The following is a 16,288-nucleotide window of genomic DNA, read 5'->3' on the forward strand; positions in this document are numbered from 1 at the left end:
CCATTCTACGCCTGCACCGAGGGTAGGGTTTTTCCTACATCACGTCGGGTATTTGGCTGGCTTTTAGAAATCCGTGAAACCGATACGCTGTGTACATGTGGTGACGGACACTGTTGCGACCGACGGGATTGCCGGACGGGACGGTCAGAACCACAAGGAGATACACGTCGTGCCTTGGTGTGTCGTGTCAAGGGTGCTGGTGCTGGGAATGTGGATCACGGGGGCCCAGGCCGCCGAGCAGATCGACATCAACCGGGCCGATGCCCGGGCGCTGCAGCAGGGATTGACGATGGTCGGGGCCACCAAGGCCGCGGCGATCGTCGAGCACCGGCGCAGACACGGCCCGTTTCACCGCGTTGAGGACCTGACGCAGGTGAAGGGGATAGGGACATCGATCGTCGAACGGAATCGACAGCGGATCACCGTCGGCAACAGAGCGTTGCCCGCGGATCCGGTACCCGGATCGGTACCGGTGCGAACCGTACCCAGGCGCTGACAGCAGGAATCGTCGGGACCAGCAGGAAGCCGGTTCACCGGTTGCGGACAGGATGCCGTAACCACCGACCGTCGCAGGGAGGCGGCACCAATCACCAGGATGGTGGCATCACAGACCTGTGGAAGGGGCTGAGATACAAACAGGACAGACGCGGCCGCGTGCAGGATGCAACGCCGCCCCCGCTTCGCAGGACGCGAGGGGGTGGCAGCAGGCCGACAGGGACGTGACGATTGCCCGGTACGACACATGGCTGTGTCGCCGGGCAATTTCTTTTGGCGCGGCCACCACGCACCGATGGTGTAGCTTGGAGGCCTTCGCATGGACTGGAACCCGCTGGATGCACCTGCCCCGATCGCTCCTGATGCTCGCTGTTGCCCTTGCCCTGCCATGGGCGGTACAGGCAGCGACGCCGCCCGCATCCACCGCTGCCCCGACCGCCGAGGTGCGTGGCCCGACCGACCTCAAGCCGGGCGAATACCTGTGGCATCCGGAAGTTTCGCCGGCCGGACCGATCGTGCTGGTGGTCAGCCTGGATGAGCAGCGGGCCTACGTGTACCGCAACGGCATCGCCATCGGCCTGAGCACGATCAGCTCAGGCAAGACCGGGCATGAAACGCCGACCGGCGTGTTCACCATCCTGCAGAAGGACAAGGACCACCGGTCCAACCTGTACAACAGCGCGCCGATGCCGTACATGCAGCGGCTGACCTGGGACGGCATCGCGCTGCATGGCGGCAGCCTGCCCGGGCACCCCGCCTCGCATGGCTGCGTACGCCTGCCGCAGGCGTTTGCGCAGAAGCTGTTCAGCGAAACCCAGCGCGGCGATACGGTGGTCGTGGCCGATGCCAAGAGCGCGCCGATGACGCTGGCCTATCCGGCCGTGCTGGCCCCGGTCAATGCACGCGGCCAGGCGCTGCCGGAAGCCGAGGGCGCCCCGCCGGACAAGGCCTGGTGGGACGACGCGGCGGCGCCCAGTGGGCAGGTCGGCATCCTGGTCAGCCTGCACGACCAGCGCCTGTACGTGCTGCGCGATGGCGTGATGATCGGCGAATCACCGCTGAAGGCCGATGCGCTGCCGGCGTTCCAGGGCACCACCCTGTTCGTGATGGGGCAGGGCTACAGCGATACCCCCAGTCCACTGGACACCCAGCAGCGCCTGCACCAGTGGACGGCGTACCCGCTGCTGGGACAGGACCGGGCCCAGGCCACGCCGGACCTGCTCGCCACGCCGTCGCTGCCGATGGCGCTGCCGGCCGATTTCGCCCACCAGCTGTACCGTGTGCTGGTGCCGGGGACGACCCTGCTGGTGACGTCGCTGCCGGCGGTGCGCCCAAGCCCGGCTGAATCAGGAATGCAGCCGGTCTTGGAATCGGAGCCGCCCGCGTCCACCTTGAAAGGTTCCTGAGCCCCTTCCACCCCGTCATGTCCGCATTCCGCATCCACCGGCTGGCCGCCGCCGGCCTGCTGGCAACCGCTGCCGCCGTGCCTGCCGCGGCGCAGGCCCCGCTGGCCACCGTCAGTGCCGACGACCTGGCGGCGCAGCTGGCGCGCACCGCGCCCAACGCCGACCGCCGGGTGCTGCGGTTGGCCGCGCACGCGATGCGTTGCGCGCTGCGGCGGCCTGAACTGGGGGTCAGCGCGGAGCGGCTGAGCGTGATCGACTATTCGCGGCCGTCGACCGAACCGCGGATGTGGGTATTCGACCTCGCCCGGCAGCGGCTGCTGTTCGAGGAATGGGTCGCGCATGGCCGCAACAGCGGCAACAACCGCACCGAACATTTCTCCAACCGGGAGGGCAGTTTCATGTCCAGCCTGGGCGCGTTCACCGCGCAGGAGACCTACATGGGCGGCAACGGGTACTCGTTGCGCCTGGCGGGCCTGGAGCCGGGCTTCAACGATCGCGCCCGTGAGCGCGCCATCGTCATCCATGGCGCGCCCTACGTGAATCCATCGGCCGCGCAGCTGCAGGGGCGCCTGGGGCGCAGCCTCGGCTGCCCGGCCGTGCGGCTGTCGGTGGCCAGGCCGCTGATCGACGCACTGCGCGGCGGCACGATGGTGTTCGCCTACTATCCCGACCAGGAGTGGCTGAAGCATTCGCAGCTGCTCGGTGGCGACTGTGGCACGTCCGGTGGTGTCGCCGCGCGTTGATGCATCCGCAGCGGACGTGCTGCAATGCGTGCATGAACATCGATGCCCTGCTGCAGACCCCGAGCCAGGTGATTTCCCACCTGGATTACCGCCGTGAGCGCTGGCGCAACGGACTGGGCTGGACCCGCGAGATCCTGCGGCTGCCTGCGCAGGGCGACGACTGGGCGCTGCGCCTGTCGGTGGCCGAGATCGAGCAGGACGCTGCGTTTTCCGCGTTTCCCGGGGTGGACCGCGAACTGGTGCTGCTGCAGGGCGACGGGGTGCGGCTGCGTTTCGCCGATGGGCGCGTGGCCGAGGTGCTGCCGCCGCATGGCCGGGTGCGCTTTGCCGGTGAGCAGGCCCTGCACGGCGAACTGGTCGATGGCCCTACCCACGATTTCAACCTGATGTGGAAGCGCGATGTGCTGCAGGCCGAACTGCTGCACCGGCCGCTGGTCGGGCCGATGTTGTTCTTCTGCGAACCGGGGGTGGCCTGGGCGCTGCATCTGCTGGCCGGCTACGCCGAGTTTGCCGCCGACAGTGGCCTGCCGGCGTTGCAGGCCGGCGACAGCGCCTGGCTGGCGGCGGGCGCGCGGCAACGGCACGCCCTGCAGGGCGGCGGCGAGCTGCTGGCAATCCGGGTCAGCGCGGCAGCGGGATGATCTGCTGGCGCCGGTGGGCGTCTCCACGCAGGGCGTGGATGCGGTGACCGCTACCGCTGCCGCTCAGTACACATCGCGCCGGTAGCGGCCGGCCACCAGCAGGGCCTCCTTGCCCGCGCTGCCAAGCACCTGCTCGATCACTGCATCCACCGCAGGCGCCATGCCCTGCAGGCTGCCGCAGACCAGGATCGTCGCGCCTTCATCCACCCATTGCCGCAGCGTGGCCGCTTCGGCGAGCAGGCGGTCCTGCACATAGCGGTGCGCGCCGCCATCGCGGCTGAACACCGCATCCAGCCGCGCCATCGTGCCCTCCAGCCACATCGCCTGCAGCTCGCTGCCGAAGTGGAAATCGTGCGCGACGGTGCGCTCGCCGAACAGCAGCCAGGTACGACGCGCGCCCATGCGTGCGCGCTCATGCAGGTGCGCGCGCAGTCCGGCGATGCCGGTCCCGTTGCCGATCAGCAGCAGCGGCACGTCGGCGCCCACACCATGGAAATTGTCGTTGCGGCGCAGCCGCAGCTGCACTGCTTCGCCGATGGCGGCGTGGTCACACAGCCAGCCACTGCCGATGCCGGGTGTGCCATCGGCACGCAGCTGGCGGCGCAGCACGATGTCCACCGTGCCGTCGGCCATCACCGAGGCGATGGAGTACTCGCGGTGTGGCAGTGCCTGCAGGGTTGCCAGCAACGCCGGCAGATCCCCGGGCGGCACCAGTGAGGGCAGGTGCGAGCGCTCGATGCGGGCCAGCAGGGGCTGTCCGTCATCCAGCACGGTGTCGGCATCGAAGCCCTGTGCTTCGAGCCAGGCACGCGCGCTGTGGCGGGGATGCTGCGGGCCGATCTCGGCGATGTCGCCGGCCTGCCACTGCCCATCGACGCCGGGCGGCGGCTGCAGGCGCAGCCAGTACACCGGGCCGCCGGGGCTGCCGGGATTCAGATGCTCACGCTGCAGCAGCGTCCACGGCTGATACTCGGCCGGACTCCAGTCGGGCAGTTCGCTGGCGCCACCGCCGAGTTGCCCCAGCAACTGCTGCCAATGGCGCAGCGCCGCCGGATCGGCGTTGTCGACTTCGATCGCATCGAACAGCGGATGCGCGCCGTGCTGCCGCAGCCAGGCGTCCAGCTGATGGCCGAATCCACAGAAGTGGCCGTAGCTGCGGTCGCCCAGCGCGAGCACGCCGTAGTGCAGGTGCTGCAGCGGCGGGGGCGTGGCCATCACCCCGCGCAGGAACGGCAGGGCATGGTCGGGCGGGTCGCCCTCACCGGTGGTGCTGGCGATGAACAATGCACGCTGGCTGGCGGCCAGCAGCGCTGCATCCACCGCATGCAGTCCGCGCACACGCACCGGCACACCGGCACCGCGCAGGGCCTCGGCACTGCGTTCGGCCAGTTCGCGGGCAAAGCCGGTCTGGCTCGACCAGACCAGCAGGATCGGCGCGGTATCACTGGATGCCGCATCATCGCGCGGCCGGCCGCGCCACCACAGCGCAGCGCAGGCCACTGCGTACAGCACCGTGGCGAGCACGGCGATCCGGGTCTGGCGTACCGGCGGCGCGCCGTGCCACCAGGCATCGCCCAGATGCAGGCGCAGCAGCGCCCAGCCGATCAGCGCCAGCAGGAGCAGGGCCAGGCCGTTGCCGAGCCACGCGCGCGACGGACGCCGGCTCATGCGTCCTGTCCGTCGAGCAGCTGCTGGAAGGCGCTGCTGAGGAACTCGCGTGGGCCATCGGCTGTGCGCTGCAGGTAGCGCGCGGCCAGTCCTTCGCGCTCGGCCAGCGCCATGCCGTGCTCGCGGCCGAGTACGGTCAGCGCAGTGGCCCAGGCATCGGCGTGCATGGCGTCGTCGGCGACCACCGTGACCGCCGCTGCAACCTGGCGCACCGGTCTGCCGGTACGCGGGTCGAGACTGTGGCTGTAGGTCTCGCCCCCGGCCTGGTACTGGTGCCAGCGATCACCGGAGGTGGCAACCGCCCTGCCGTCCAGCGCCAGCACGCGAGGCGGGGTAGCGCTGTGTGCGTCTTCTTCCGGTGCGGATTCCACCAGCACGCGCCACGGCTGGCCATCCGGTTTGCGGCCGTAGCCGGCCAGCTCGCCACCGACTTCGATCAGCGCCGCGGCGATGCCCTGCGCGCGCAGCCAGCTGGCGACGTGATCGACGCCGAAGCCCTTGGCGATCGCCGAGAGATCCAGTTCCAGCCCGCCCGGCTGCAACAGCGCACCTTCCTGCCACTGCAGGCGCTGCCAACCGCAGCGCTCGCGCGTGGCCTGCAGGGTGACGGCGTCGGGCAGGTGGCGTTCGCCGGCGTGTGCACCGAAGCCCCACAGTGCAACCAGGGGGCCGACGGTGGGATCGAAGGCACCGTCACTGGCGGCGGCGATGGCCTGCGCACAGGCCAGGACCTGGCGCGTTTCGGCAGGCAGCGCGCACCATCGGCCGGCCTCGGCGCGGTTGTAGCGGCTCAGATCCGAACCGGCCTCCCAGGTGCTCATCTGCGCGACCACGTCATCCAGCCGCGCCTGGATGCCGGCGTGCAGCGGATGCAGGTCACGCTGGCGCGGCACGACCAGCGACACGCTCCAGGTGGTGCCCATGGTGGTGCCACCGAGGCGGGCGATGTCGGATGAAGGATCGATCATGAGCGGGCCGGGCAGGTCACGATGCCGGGGCGGGCCCGGCATCGCGGCGCTGCGTTCACTGCGGCAGCACTTCCAGCGTGGCGACGTAGCTGAGGCGACGCTTGGAGGCCTGCTTGACCGAGGTCTTGTTGTCTTCGGTGGCGGTTTCCAGCCAGTACATGCCAGCTTCCGGCCAGGTCACCCTGATCTCGCCCTTGGCATCGCTGGTCAGCTTCAGCTCGTCCTGCGCATTGCGGTAGCGGGTGCCGCCACGCACGATCTCGAACGCCAGGCCGGCGCTCGGCTTGCCATCGACCAGCACGCGGAAGGTGGCTTCCTCGCCGGCGAACAGGTCGTTCGGGTGACCCACGGCGACCAGCTCGATGCCGCGGTTGGTCGGCTTCAGCGCGGTGTCGTTGGGCGCGCCGTTGGTGACGAAGGTTTCCACGCGGCCGATCGACTGGCTCACTTCCAGCTTCTTCGCATCCTTGGGCAGCTCGCCGAAGGTGGCGGCCGTGCCGCGCCAGCGCTTGCGCTCGCCGTTCTGCTCGTAGGTGGCGAACAGGCCGTCGTTGACCGAAGCGATGCGGTAGGTCCCCTGCTGCTTCAGTTCGACGTCGAACACGCTGCGGTACTTGCCGGTGGCGGCGTTCTGCGCCTGCACGGTGCTGCCATCGGGAGCGGTGATCAGCACCGATTCCAGGCGCAGCGGCACGTGGTTGAAATAGAACAGGTCGTTGGAGACCGCACCGTCTACGGTGATCCACGGCGCATTGCCGGCCACCACGGTCTGCGAGGGCAACAGCCAGGCCTTGTGGGCCAGGGCGGAGAACGGAAGGGCAGCGGCCAGAGCGGCGGCGAGGACGAGCGTGCGCTTCATGCGGAAGACTCCAGGGGTGATGGATAAGGCCAGAGCCCTTCCAGTGGAAGGGCACCGGCCCGGACGAACGATCAGGGCCTGGCGGACAGGGTGACCAGGCCCAGCTCGGTGGCGCCCTGCGCACGGCCGTTCTGCGCGGCGGTGGCCGGCCAGGTGAAGGGGATCTTCAGCAGTTCGCGGCCGCCGACTTCGCGCACCGCTTCCACCACCAGGGTGTAGTTGCCGGGGGCCAGCTGCTTCAGTGCCGGCTGCTTGTCGTTGAACGACAGCGCGTGCTTGCCGGCCGGTCGGGTCGGGCCGGTCACGCCGTCCACCGGCACCTGCAGGGTGCGGCCGCTCTTGCGCCACCACTGGCGCAGATCGGGCAGCCACTTGGTGCCGTGGCCTTCGCTGTTGCTGGTCTGCTGGTACCAGACCGACAGGTTGGCGGCGACCTTCTGGTCGGCCCCTTCCAGCCACACCGCCACATAGGGGCGGTGGTACTCGGCCACGTTGAGCTTGGGCACTTCGACGTTGATGTCGAGCGTTGCCGCATAGGCCGGGGAGGTGGCCAGCAGGCCGCTGAGGGCGATGGTCAGGGTGACGCGCATGGGGCGGCTCCGGAAGAACGAATGGAAATCACGGGGGACGTCAGTGGATCAGCAGCAGGGCGATCAGCAGCGGAATCATCAGGCCCAGGCCGACCAGCGGCCAGGTCATGCGGCGCTGCCGCGCATGCAGGTGCAGCAGGAACAGGCCGGTGATGCAGAACACCAGGCAGGCCACGGCGAACAGGTCCAGGAACCAGCCCCACGCCGGCCCGGCGTTGCGGCCCTTGTGCAGGTCGTTGAGGTAGGACACCGCGCCGCGCGACGTGGATTCGTATTCCACTGCGCCGGTTTCGCGGTCGATGCTCAGCCAGGCGTCGCCGCCGGGGCGTGGCAGCGACAGGTAGATCTCCTCGGCCGACCACTCCGCGGCACGGCCGCCGATGGCGATGCCCAGCTGTTGATCCAGCCACTGCCGGGCCGGACGCGGCAGCGGCGCGTTGCCGTCCTCGCGCGAGCCCAGTTGGCCGAGCAGATCGGCCGGCAGTGCCAGCTGCTGGTTCCGCACCTGCGGTGTTGCCTCGATCTTTGCCGCGTGGTTCAGCGTGATGCCGGTTACCGCGAACAGCAGCATGCCGATCAGGCAGACCGCCGAGCTGATCCAGTGCCACTGATGCAGCGTACGCAGCCAGAAGCCGCGGCTCTGTTGCTGCTGCACGGTGGAGGAGGCGGAACGGCTCACGGCACGGATCGACGTGTTTGAAGGCTATTCATTACATCATTGATGAGAATTGCTCGCAATTGCGTGTCGTTCTGTATCCGGTGCCGACCGTAGTCGGCACGGTTCCGGTCGATCCGCATCCGCAGGGGGAAACGAGGCCGACCCGGGTCGGCCTCCAGGCGGGCGAGGCCCTGCCGTCAGAACTTCGCGTTCAACGAGATCCAGTAGCTGCGGCGCTGGTCCTTGGTGGCGTAGTCATCCACGCAGCTGTACTCGCTGGGATTGAGCAGCAGGCATGACTGAGAGACGAAATCCTTGTCGAACAGGTTGTTGACCCGTGCATTGACCGTCAGCCACGGCGTGGCCTCCCAGCTGCCGCCGAGGTGGAAGATCGTGTAGTCCTCGTAGTAGCGGGTGTGGCTGACACCGTTGGCGTCCAGCAGCGTGTCGCGATAGCGGTCGTAGCGGCCCTCACCGATCAGCGACAGGCTGACGGCCTCGCTGATCTGCCAGTTGAGGCTGGCGTTGGCCATGTGCTTTGCCGGCGTGGTGCCGGCGATCGGGCGTCCCTTGTCGGCACCGCTGGTCTGCTCGCTCCGGGTCCAGGTGTAGTTGCCGCGCAGCTGCAGGTTGGCGAGCAGGTCGACGTGCGCCGCCAGTTCGGCGCCACGGGTTTCGGCCTCGTCGATGTTCACGCTCTGGGTGAAGGTGCTGTAGCCCAGCGATGCCCAGCCCGGCCCGATGTCCACGCAGTAGCCGCTGCCGGCCGGTGCCACTTCGCAGTTGGGGAAGGTGCCGCCGCTGGCGATCTTGTCCTTGAACCTGTTGAAGAAGCCGGTGACGTTGAAGCCCCAGCGCTGGCCTTCGTAGTAGGCCGCCAGCTCGTAGTTGGTGCTGGTTTCCGGCTTCAGGTTGGGCGAGCCCACCAGCGGCAGCACGCCCTGGCCACCGAAGCCGGTGATGCCCGGGAACAGCTGGTCCGGACGCGGAGTCTTGTAGCCGGTGCTGACGCCGCCCTTGAAGGTCCAGGCGTCGCTGGCATTCCACACCAGGTAGCCGCGCGGGCTGAGATGGCTGCCGAACACGTTGTGGTCGTCGTAGCGCAGGCCGAAGGTGGCGGTGAGGGTGTCGGTCAGCGACCAGTTGTCCTCGGCGAACAGTGCCCACATGCGGTGCTTCTGCTGGGTGTTGCTGCGGTAACCGGCGCCATCCATGCCGAACACGCCGTCGATCATGTCGGTGTCGTTGTACTGGCCACCGACGGTCAGCTTGTGCGTGCCGACGTCCAGATCGAGCATCGTGTCGAGCACGTAGCCCTCCAGCTCCATGGTGCGCAGCGGACGCGGCAGGAACGCCTGCAGCCGCGCCTGTTCACTGGCGTTGAGTGCGCCCAGGCCGTTGTTGCGGCCGGCGGCACAGTTGTTGGCGGCGCCGGTGCGGCGGCAGACATCGTTCCACAGCGTCTGCAGGTCGGCACGCTCGTCCAGGGTCAGCGGCAGCGAGCGGCCGAGGTTGCTGCTCTTGCTGTGGGTCAGCGAGGTCTGCCAGGTGCCGAAGCTGTAGCGGCCTTGGTGGGTCAGCGACAGCTGGTCGCGCTCGTAGCGCTGGTAGGCGGTGTAGCCCACGCGCGGCTGCACCACGCGGCGGGTCACGGTGCCGCTGCCGTTCGGGTTGGGGATGACCGCATTGCCCACGCGCCACAGGCTGGCCAGGCTGTCCAGCGTGCCGGTCTGGCCTTCGCTGTTGTCGTACTTCTGCCGCGACACGTCGTAGTCCAGCCACAGTTCGTGGTCGTCGTTGACATGCAGGTTCAGGCGCACGCCGCTGTTCCAGTTGGTGTTGGCCACCGACTTGCCGCCGCCACCGAAGCCGATGCTGCGTTCCCACAGGCTGCCGTCCGGCAGGGTCAGCGCCTCCCATTCCGGATTGGAGGCCTTGGCATCGTAGTAGCTGCCGCGCACCGCCAGGCCGATACGGTCCTTGACCAGCGGTCCGCTGAGGTAGAGATCGGTGGTGCGCGCATCGCCGAACTGGTCGTCCTGCTGCACGGTGAAGCCCTGGGTGAGTGCGCCGTGCCAGCTGTCCTGGTTGCGCCGGGTGATGATGTTGATCACCCCGCCCATCGCATCCGAACCGTACAGCGTGGACATCGGCCCGCGCACCACTTCGATGCGCTCGATGGCATCCAGTGGCGGCAGGTAGGCGAACTGGCCGCCGCCGAAATTGTTCGGATAGAGCTGGCCGACGTTGCTCTGCCGACGGCCGTCGATCAGCACCAGGGTGTATTCGGAGGGCAGGCCGCGCATCGAAATGGTGGCACGGCCGTTCTTGTCACTGGCTTCCAGTCCGACGTCGATGCCTTCGACGTCGCGCAGCGCATCGACCAGGTTGGTATAGGGGCGCTTGCTCAGTTCCTCGCGGCTGACCACGCTGATGCTGGCCGGTGCATCGACCACCTTCTGTTCGAAGCCGGACGCGGTGACCACCACCGTGTCCAGGGTCTGCGGTGCGGCGGCGTCGCCGTAGGCGACGGCGGGAGAGGCGACGGCGACCAGCACGGCGCTGGTCAGCAGGGAGCGGGACAGGGACACGCGAACACGATGGCGCTGGGCCATGGCAGTTTCCTCGGGAAAGATGAAGCCGCGCGTTGCCCGGCGCGGAAGACGCGGGACAGCGGCAGGGAAGGCCCGGTCAGGGGCGGCAGGGATGAAGCGGGCAGCGGCGTGCAGCAGCGACCGCGCAGGCGGTCACGGCAGGCCGTGGATCAGGCGAGCGGCGGCGCCTGGCCGCGTTGCTGGCGACGCCCGGGCGCGTCGGCCCAGGGCATGTCCGGGGCGGCGAGCGGCCAGTCCGGGCGCGCGCCGCACGGAGCCGGCGCAGTGGGGATGAGATCCAGCTCGCTGCGCAGCCAGTGGCTGGCCAGCAGCAGCGGCGGCGGCGGTGCGTGGGGTGCCTTGCAGGGCGTGGACGCACAGCGCCGCAGCTTGGCGGGGGCTTCTTCGTGGACGGGGCGTTCGCCGCCACGTTCTTCCAGCGGTGGCTGCACGGCCTGGATGCTGCCGGTGTGTGCCATCGGCAGCAGCGGCAGGGTGCCCAGCAGCAGTCCCAGCATCGCCACCCACGCCAGCAGGCTGGCCAGCGCAGGCCGACGACCGCGCATGGCGGTGCCGAGCGGTGCGAGCCGAAGCGGGCGAGGGCGGAACGGGCGGCGCAAGCAGGAACCCCGGGGAGCGCCGGTCGAAACGCCGGCGTTAACGGGGCGTGATTGTAATGAGACCCGTTAGCGGTTGCAAATGAGAATGATTGCCAAATTGACGCAGGGCCGGGCCGGAGCGCTCAGACCTCGCTCCAGCGCCGCAGCAGGTTGTGGTACACGCCGGTCAGCTGCAGCACCGCCCCGGCGTCGCCGCCGGTCTGGCGCAGACGTTCGATCGACGTGTCCATCTCCCACAGCAGGCGGCGCTGCGCGTCGTCGCGGATCATGCTCTGCACCCAGAAGAACGAGGCCAGGCGGGTGCCACGGGTGACCGGGTTGACCTGGTGCAGGCTGCTGGAGGGGTACACGATCAGGTCGCCGGCCGGCAGCTTCACTTCGTGTTCGCCGTAGGTATCGCTGATGATCAGTTCACCGCCGTCGTACCCGTCGGGCTCGGACAGGAACAGGGTGCAGGAGATGTCCGAGCGCAGCTGCTCGCCATTGCCCAGCCCCATCACCGCGCCATCGACGTGGTAGCCATAGGTGCCGCCGCCGCGGTATCGGTTGAAGCGGGGAGGCAGGATCTTCAGCGGCAACGCGGCGGCAAAGAACAACGGAGCGCGCTTGAGGGCCGCCAACACTGCCAGGCCCAGTTCCGCTTTCACCGTCGATGCGTCCGGCAGCTGCTGGTTGTGCTTGACCTGTGCGCCCTGCGCTCCGACGGTCTCGCGGCCATCGGTCCAGTCGGCAGCGTCCAGCCGCTGGCGGAGCTGCACCACTTCTTCGGTCGTGAGCACGTTGGGGATGTGCAGCAGCATGGCGGTACCTCATCGACGCGCGGGGGAGACGGGCTCCCCCGCGCCATGGCATCAGAAGCGGATGTCCGCGCTGAGCAGGAAGGTGCGCGGGGCGCCCGGGGTGTAACGGTAGCCGCTCTTGTTGATGCTGGCCACGTACGCCTTGTCGAACAGGTTGTAGCCGTTCAAGCGCAGCGAGATGGTGTCGTTGATCGCCCAGGACACCACGGCGTCGTAGACCACGTAGGACTTGGTGAATGACGGGGTGCCCACGGCGCCGTCGGTGCCCCGGTGCATGCCACCGGCATAGCGCACGCCGCCGCCGATGGTCAGGCCGAACGGCAGGGTGTAGCTGGTCCAGCCGGTGAACGTGTCGGCCGGGGTGTAGGTCAGGTTGGTGGTGCCATCGGCGGCGACCTTGGCGCCTTCCTTCACTTCGGTGTCGAGGTGGCTGTAGCCAGCGCTGACCGACCAGTTGTCGGTCAGGCGGCCGACCGCGGACAGCTCCACGCCCTTGACCCGCTTGCTGCCGGTCTGGGTCGGGTTGCCGGCCTCGTCAAGCACGGTGGTGTTGATCTCGTTGTCCACGTCGGTCTGGAACAGCGCCAGGTTCACTGCCAGCGCGTCATCCAGGAACGCCCACTTGCTGCCCACTTCGAAGGTCTTGGCCTTCTGCGGGTCCAGTTTGGGATTGTCGGCGCTGCTGGCCGAACTGCTCAGCTGGAAGTTGGCGCCACCCGGAGGCTGCTGCGAGATCGCGTAGTTGGCATACACGCTGACCGTATCGCCGACCTTGTAGAGCGCACCGAGCTTCCAGTTCAGCAGCGTGTCCGACGCCTCCAGGGTCGGATTGCGCAGCACCGTGCCGGTCGGGTTGCTGCCGCACACCGGGCCACCGCGCCCGCCACACACCGAGGCGCTGGCATATTCGGTCTTGTAGTGGTCGGCACGCACGCCGGCGGTCAGCAGGAAGCTTTCACCGAAGGACAGGGTGTCGAACAGGTAGGCCGACGACGTGGTGGTCCTGCCGTGGGCATCGGCACCATTGTGCGCCCAGCTCAGGCCACCCACGTTCCAGTCGGGGTTGTACAGATTCGCTGCCGGCCAGGTGGTGCCGCCGGTGACGGCCTGCCCGTAGCTGTCCAGCTCTTCGCGGGTGAACTCCAGGCCGGTGCTCAGCGCATGGCCGACGCTGCCGGTGTTGAAGTCGGCGCGCAGGTTCAACTGGTCGGTGAGGATGGTGTTGCGCTGGTCCTTGAAGGTCGGCAGGCTGCGGGCGATCGTGTAGGTCGAGAGATCGGCCGGATTGGTGTAGCTGATGTTGCCGGTCGGGCGGCCATTCGCACCGCGGACGCCGGTACCCATGAAGGCCGTCAGCAGGTAGTCCTGTTCGGTACGGCCCCAACGCGCGGTGTTGGTCAGGCGCAGGGTGTCGCTGAAGTCGTGCTCGAAGCGGAACGTGGCCATCTTCGCGGTCACGTCATCGTGATCTGCACGCGTACCGTAGAAGTTCTCCGGGTTCACCGGATGACCGGCCAGTGCTTCCAGGGTCGGCTGCGCGGTCCAGCCGGGCAGGCCCAGGGTCGGCACGCCGCCATCGGGCACGTTGTCCTGCTTCACGTACAGCAGGTTGAGGTAGTAGCGCGTGGCCGTGCCCAGGCCGAAGGCCAGCGATGGCGCAATGCCCCAGCGCTTGTTCTGCACATGGTCGCGGCCGGGCTGGTCGCTGTCCTGCCACATGCCGTTGATGCGCAGCGCGCTGGTCGCACCCAGCGACTGGTTCCAGTCACCGGTAGCGCGTCGCTGCTGGTCGCTGCCCAGCGAAACGCTGGCCGAGGTCGCGTCCTGCAGCGTGGCCTGCTTGCTGACCAAGTTGATCGCACCGGTTGGCGCCGAACGGCCATTGTCGGTGCCGGCCGGGCCCTTGGTCACTTCCACCTGTTCGATGTTGAACACATCGCGCGAGATCGAGCCCAGGTCGCGCACGCCATCGACGAACAGGCTGTTGGAGGTGTCGAAGCCGCGCATGAACAGCGCGTCGCCGGTGGTGGTGTTGCCGTTCTCGCCGGCATAGAAGGTGCCGACGCCGGGGCTGTTGCGCAGCGCCTCGGTCAGGGTGGTGGCGCCCTGCTGGTTGAACAGGTCGCTGGTGATGATCTGGATGGTCTGCGGCGTGTCCTGCAGGCGCTGGGTGAACTTCGGCGAAGCGACCTTGTCGGCCTTGTAGCCGCGGACGGCGTGCACGTCGACCTTGTCCAGGGTGCGGGCGTTGTCGGTGGCTTCGGCGTGGGCCAGCACGGGCAGCGCGGCCAGGCCGAGGCCGGCAGCGAGGCTGGCGGTGGCCAACGGCAGGGTACGAAGCGGCGAAGCGTGCTTGCGGCTCTTGATCGGGTTCATGGGCGTCTGCAGAAAAGGAACAGGGAGGGGCCGCCGGCGCGGGACTGCGCGGCAACAGGACGGAAACCAGGGGGGATGCGCGGATGCAGCTGCGCAGGGCGCAGCATCAGGTCAGGCGAGCAGCGCCGGCGGTGCGTGCGACGGCGGTTGGCGTCGAACGGTCACGGCTACCGGCGGAACCGGCAGCACCGGGGTCGGCGCGTCTGCGGGGCGATGTTGCGGGCGCTGCAGGCACAGCCGCCGCAGGGCCGGCGGTTTGTCGCCCCGGCTTCGTTCCGGCTCGGATTCCGCGCGCTGCATCGCGTGCTCGTGCGGCAGCGCATGGGGCGGGGAAGACGGCGCGGCATCCTGGGCGTAGGCGCCAGGCCCATCACCTGTCGGCGTGCCCCGGCCTTCCTGCAACGCCGACCAGCCCAGCCACAGTGTCAGCAGCGCGGCCACGAGCAGTGGCCAACCCCGACGGGCGAGCTGGCACAGCAGGACGGTAGGCGCGGGCGAAGCCATGGCGCAGGCGGAGTCGTGACGAAGATGTTACTGAGCATAACACCAACGATAATGATTCGCATCTACGTCCGCGTCGGGTGGCTCCGGGCGGCCCGCAGCGGCCCTGGATGGCCCTTCAGGCGCGGCCGGCAGCTCCACCCCCTGGGGCGGATGCTGCGGATCTCAGTCGCGGTCGTCGCGGGTCCAGATCGCGTCGTGCTCGCGCTTGACCGGGAACTTGGGCACCGCGGTGTAGGCCGGTGCACACAGGGCACGACCATCGCGCACATCGAAGCGCGCGCCATGCAGCACGCATTCGACGCTGCCCTCGGCGGTATTGAACTCGCCGGAGGACAGCTCGAACTCTTCATGCGTGCACTGGTCTTCCAGGGCATACAGTTCGCCGTCGAGGTTGAACACCACGATCGGAGTGCCGGTAACCTCATCGAACACGCTCTTCATTTCACCCGGCAGCAGTTCGGCGCCGGCGCAGACGAAGGTCCAGGCCTCGCTCACGCGACGGCTCCGGCCAGCGGCTTCTGCAGGATCTCGAAGCGCAGGTCGTCACGCTTGGGGATGCCGAAACGCTCGTCGCCATACGGGAACGGCTTCTTGATGCCGGTGCGCTGGTAACCGCGGCGCTCGTAGAAGGCGATCAGTTCATCGCGCACGTCGATGACCGTCATCTGCATCACCGGCACTGCCCATTCGCGGGCGGCGTGGGCTTCGGCGGCGTCCATCAGCTGCTTGCCGACGCCGCCACCCTGCTGGGCCGGATCGACCGAGAACATGCCGAAGTACCCCTTGCCGTCGACATCGGCGACGTGGGCGCAGGCCACCAGCTGGCCGTCTCGTTCGGCCAGCAGGATGGTCGAGCGCGGGCGGTCCAGGTCACCCTGGATGCCTTCCGCGTCGATGCGGGCGCCGTCCAGCAGGTCGGCTTCGGTGGTCCAGCCGACGCGGCTGGCGTCGCCACGGTAGGCCGAGGTGACCAGGGTGATCAGGGCGGGGATGTCAGCCGACGTGGCGGCGCGGAAGGTCAGAGGGCTCATGGGGGGCATTCTAGGCGGGGTGGGGGCAGCTGGGGAGGCAGCCGCTCGCGCCACCTTTGCCGAATGTGTCCACTACGTCTTGTTGACATGATCTTCATGTTTCGTTCATAACTGGCGCCATGCCCGCCCACCGTGATGAACACGCGTGGTCGTCTGCCGGAGTGGGCGCCGCCTGATCGGGTCGACCGTGGTTCGATGCAGGCGGGAGACTACTTCTTTAGGGTGAATGATGGCTCCTGGACACCGATGGCTTGCAGTTGTTGCGCTAGTTCTCCTCCTTGGTGCTTGTTCTTCATCCAGTCAGGACGTGGGATCCGCGGGAGCTCCAAGCACCT

At 68.4% G+C, this 16,288-nt stretch carries 16 protein-coding genes; 4 read left to right on the forward strand and 12 right to left on the reverse strand.

The genetic code is table 11. The annotated features are described in order from the left end of the window. Positions 1-208 precede the first annotated feature (208 nt). The 4 genes from Q5Z10_RS05260 (at position 209) to Q5Z10_RS05275 (ending at position 3,285) form a co-directional block, all read left to right on the forward strand. Positions 209-496, forward strand: coding sequence for a ComEA family DNA-binding protein (locus Q5Z10_RS05260; protein ID WP_303638210.1), 288 nt, complete (start codon positions 209-211; stop codon positions 494-496). A 361-nt stretch (positions 497-857) separates the two neighbouring features. Beyond that, positions 858-1,901 carry a L,D-transpeptidase gene (locus Q5Z10_RS05265; protein ID WP_303638211.1) on the forward strand — a complete coding sequence of 348 codons (1,044 nt, stop codon included), beginning with the start codon at positions 858-860 and terminating at the stop codon, positions 1,899-1,901. A gap of 17 nt (positions 1,902-1,918) precedes the next feature. Next, a complete protein-coding gene (locus tag Q5Z10_RS05270; RefSeq protein WP_303638212.1) occupies positions 1,919-2,644 on the forward strand; it encodes a murein L,D-transpeptidase catalytic domain family protein in 726 nt (241 codons plus the stop codon). 32 nt (positions 2,645-2,676) lie between these two features. Then, complete coding sequence (locus Q5Z10_RS05275) at positions 2,677-3,285, forward strand: HutD/Ves family protein (RefSeq protein WP_303638213.1); 609 nt, start codon at positions 2,677-2,679, stop codon at positions 3,283-3,285. Positions 3,286-3,348: 63 nt separating this feature from the next. Here the strand turns inward: Q5Z10_RS05275 and Q5Z10_RS05280 are convergent, their stop codons facing one another. The 12 genes from Q5Z10_RS05280 to Q5Z10_RS05335 all read right to left on the reverse strand — a co-directional run bounded on the left by Q5Z10_RS05280 (position 3,349) and on the right by Q5Z10_RS05335 (position 15,953). After that, on the reverse strand, positions 3,349-4,953 hold the full coding sequence (locus Q5Z10_RS05280) for a sulfite reductase subunit alpha (protein WP_303638214.1): 1,605 nt from the start codon (positions 4,951-4,953) through the stop codon (positions 3,349-3,351). Then, complete coding sequence (locus Q5Z10_RS05285; RefSeq protein WP_303638215.1) at positions 4,950-5,921, reverse strand: FAD:protein FMN transferase; 972 nt, start codon at positions 5,919-5,921, stop codon at positions 4,950-4,952. Before Q5Z10_RS05285 ends, Q5Z10_RS05280 begins: the two co-directional genes overlap by 4 nt. A 55-nt stretch (positions 5,922-5,976) precedes the next feature. Further along, positions 5,977-6,780: a DUF4198 domain-containing protein gene (locus Q5Z10_RS05290; RefSeq protein WP_303638216.1), complete on the reverse strand. Its 804-nt coding sequence runs from the start codon at positions 6,778-6,780 to the stop codon at positions 5,977-5,979. A gap of 71 nt (positions 6,781-6,851) precedes the next feature. Next, the gene (locus tag Q5Z10_RS05295) at positions 6,852-7,370 is read right to left on the reverse strand and encodes a DUF2271 domain-containing protein (protein WP_303638217.1); all 519 of its coding nucleotides are present in this window, start codon (positions 7,368-7,370) and stop codon (positions 6,852-6,854) included. 40 nt (positions 7,371-7,410) lie between these two features. After that, complete coding sequence (locus Q5Z10_RS05300; RefSeq protein WP_303638218.1) at positions 7,411-8,049, reverse strand: PepSY-associated TM helix domain-containing protein; 639 nt, start codon at positions 8,047-8,049, stop codon at positions 7,411-7,413. A 176-nt stretch (positions 8,050-8,225) separates the two neighbouring features. Then, positions 8,226-10,643, reverse strand: coding sequence for a TonB-dependent receptor domain-containing protein (locus Q5Z10_RS05305; RefSeq protein ID WP_303638219.1), 2,418 nt, complete (start codon positions 10,641-10,643; stop codon positions 8,226-8,228). Between the two features lie 149 nt (positions 10,644-10,792). Beyond that, positions 10,793-11,188, reverse strand: coding sequence for a hypothetical protein (locus Q5Z10_RS05310; protein WP_303638220.1), 396 nt, complete (start codon positions 11,186-11,188; stop codon positions 10,793-10,795). Between the two features lie 176 nt (positions 11,189-11,364). Then, positions 11,365-12,042, reverse strand: a complete 678-nt coding sequence (locus tag Q5Z10_RS05315) for a Fe2+-dependent dioxygenase (RefSeq protein WP_303638221.1) — start codon at positions 12,040-12,042, stop codon at positions 11,365-11,367. Between the two features lie 51 nt (positions 12,043-12,093). Next, positions 12,094-14,418, reverse strand: a complete 2,325-nt coding sequence (locus tag Q5Z10_RS05320; RefSeq protein WP_303638222.1) for a catecholate siderophore receptor Fiu — start codon at positions 14,416-14,418, stop codon at positions 12,094-12,096. A gap of 111 nt (positions 14,419-14,529) precedes the next feature. Beyond that, positions 14,530-14,859, reverse strand: coding sequence for a hypothetical protein (locus Q5Z10_RS05325; protein ID WP_303638223.1), 330 nt, complete (start codon positions 14,857-14,859; stop codon positions 14,530-14,532). Positions 14,860-15,084: 225 nt separating this feature from the next. After that, entirely contained in the window at positions 15,085-15,417 is a 333-nt protein-coding gene (locus Q5Z10_RS05330) for a non-heme iron oxygenase ferredoxin subunit (RefSeq protein WP_025873985.1), read from the reverse strand. Beyond that, positions 15,414-15,953 (reverse strand): GNAT family N-acetyltransferase, encoded by a 540-nt coding sequence (locus tag Q5Z10_RS05335; RefSeq protein WP_303638224.1) that lies wholly within the window; start codon positions 15,951-15,953, stop codon positions 15,414-15,416. Before Q5Z10_RS05335 ends, Q5Z10_RS05330 begins: the two co-directional genes overlap by 4 nt. Between the last annotated feature and the right edge of the window lie 335 nt (positions 15,954-16,288).

This window comes from Stenotrophomonas sp. 704A1 (genome assembly GCF_030549525.1).
Taxonomy (GTDB): domain Bacteria; phylum Pseudomonadota; class Gammaproteobacteria; order Xanthomonadales; family Xanthomonadaceae; genus Stenotrophomonas; species Stenotrophomonas tuberculopleuritidis.

What these genes read in the sequence shown, in the direction of transcription:
- Q5Z10_RS05260 (WP_303638210.1), top strand. Translation starts at nt 209, where the DNA reads ATGTGGATCACGGGGGCCCAGGCCGCCGAGCAGATCGACATCAACCGG.
- Q5Z10_RS05265 (WP_303638211.1), top strand. Translation starts at nt 858, where the DNA reads ATGCTCGCTGTTGCCCTTGCCCTGCCATGGGCGGTACAGGCAGCGACG.
- Q5Z10_RS05270 (WP_303638212.1), top strand. Translation starts at nt 1,919, where the DNA reads ATGTCCGCATTCCGCATCCACCGGCTGGCCGCCGCCGGCCTGCTGGCA.
- Q5Z10_RS05275 (WP_303638213.1), top strand. Translation starts at nt 2,677, where the DNA reads ATGAACATCGATGCCCTGCTGCAGACCCCGAGCCAGGTGATTTCCCAC.
- Q5Z10_RS05280 (WP_303638214.1), bottom strand. Translation starts at nt 4,953, where the DNA reads ATGAGCCGGCGTCCGTCGCGCGCGTGGCTCGGCAACGGCCTGGCCCTG.
- Q5Z10_RS05285 (WP_303638215.1), bottom strand. Translation starts at nt 5,921, where the DNA reads ATGATCGATCCTTCATCCGACATCGCCCGCCTCGGTGGCACCACCATG.
- Q5Z10_RS05290 (WP_303638216.1), bottom strand. Translation starts at nt 6,780, where the DNA reads ATGAAGCGCACGCTCGTCCTCGCCGCCGCTCTGGCCGCTGCCCTTCCG.
- Q5Z10_RS05295 (WP_303638217.1), bottom strand. Translation starts at nt 7,370, where the DNA reads ATGCGCGTCACCCTGACCATCGCCCTCAGCGGCCTGCTGGCCACCTCC.
- Q5Z10_RS05305 (WP_303638219.1), bottom strand. Translation starts at nt 10,643, where the DNA reads ATGGCCCAGCGCCATCGTGTTCGCGTGTCCCTGTCCCGCTCCCTGCTG.
- Q5Z10_RS05310 (WP_303638220.1), bottom strand. Translation starts at nt 11,188, where the DNA reads ATGCGCGGTCGTCGGCCTGCGCTGGCCAGCCTGCTGGCGTGGGTGGCG.
- Q5Z10_RS05315 (WP_303638221.1), bottom strand. Translation starts at nt 12,042, where the DNA reads ATGCTGCTGCACATCCCCAACGTGCTCACGACCGAAGAAGTGGTGCAG.
- Q5Z10_RS05320 (WP_303638222.1), bottom strand. Translation starts at nt 14,418, where the DNA reads ATGAACCCGATCAAGAGCCGCAAGCACGCTTCGCCGCTTCGTACCCTG.
- Q5Z10_RS05335 (WP_303638224.1), bottom strand. Translation starts at nt 15,953, where the DNA reads ATGAGCCCTCTGACCTTCCGCGCCGCCACGTCGGCTGACATCCCCGCC.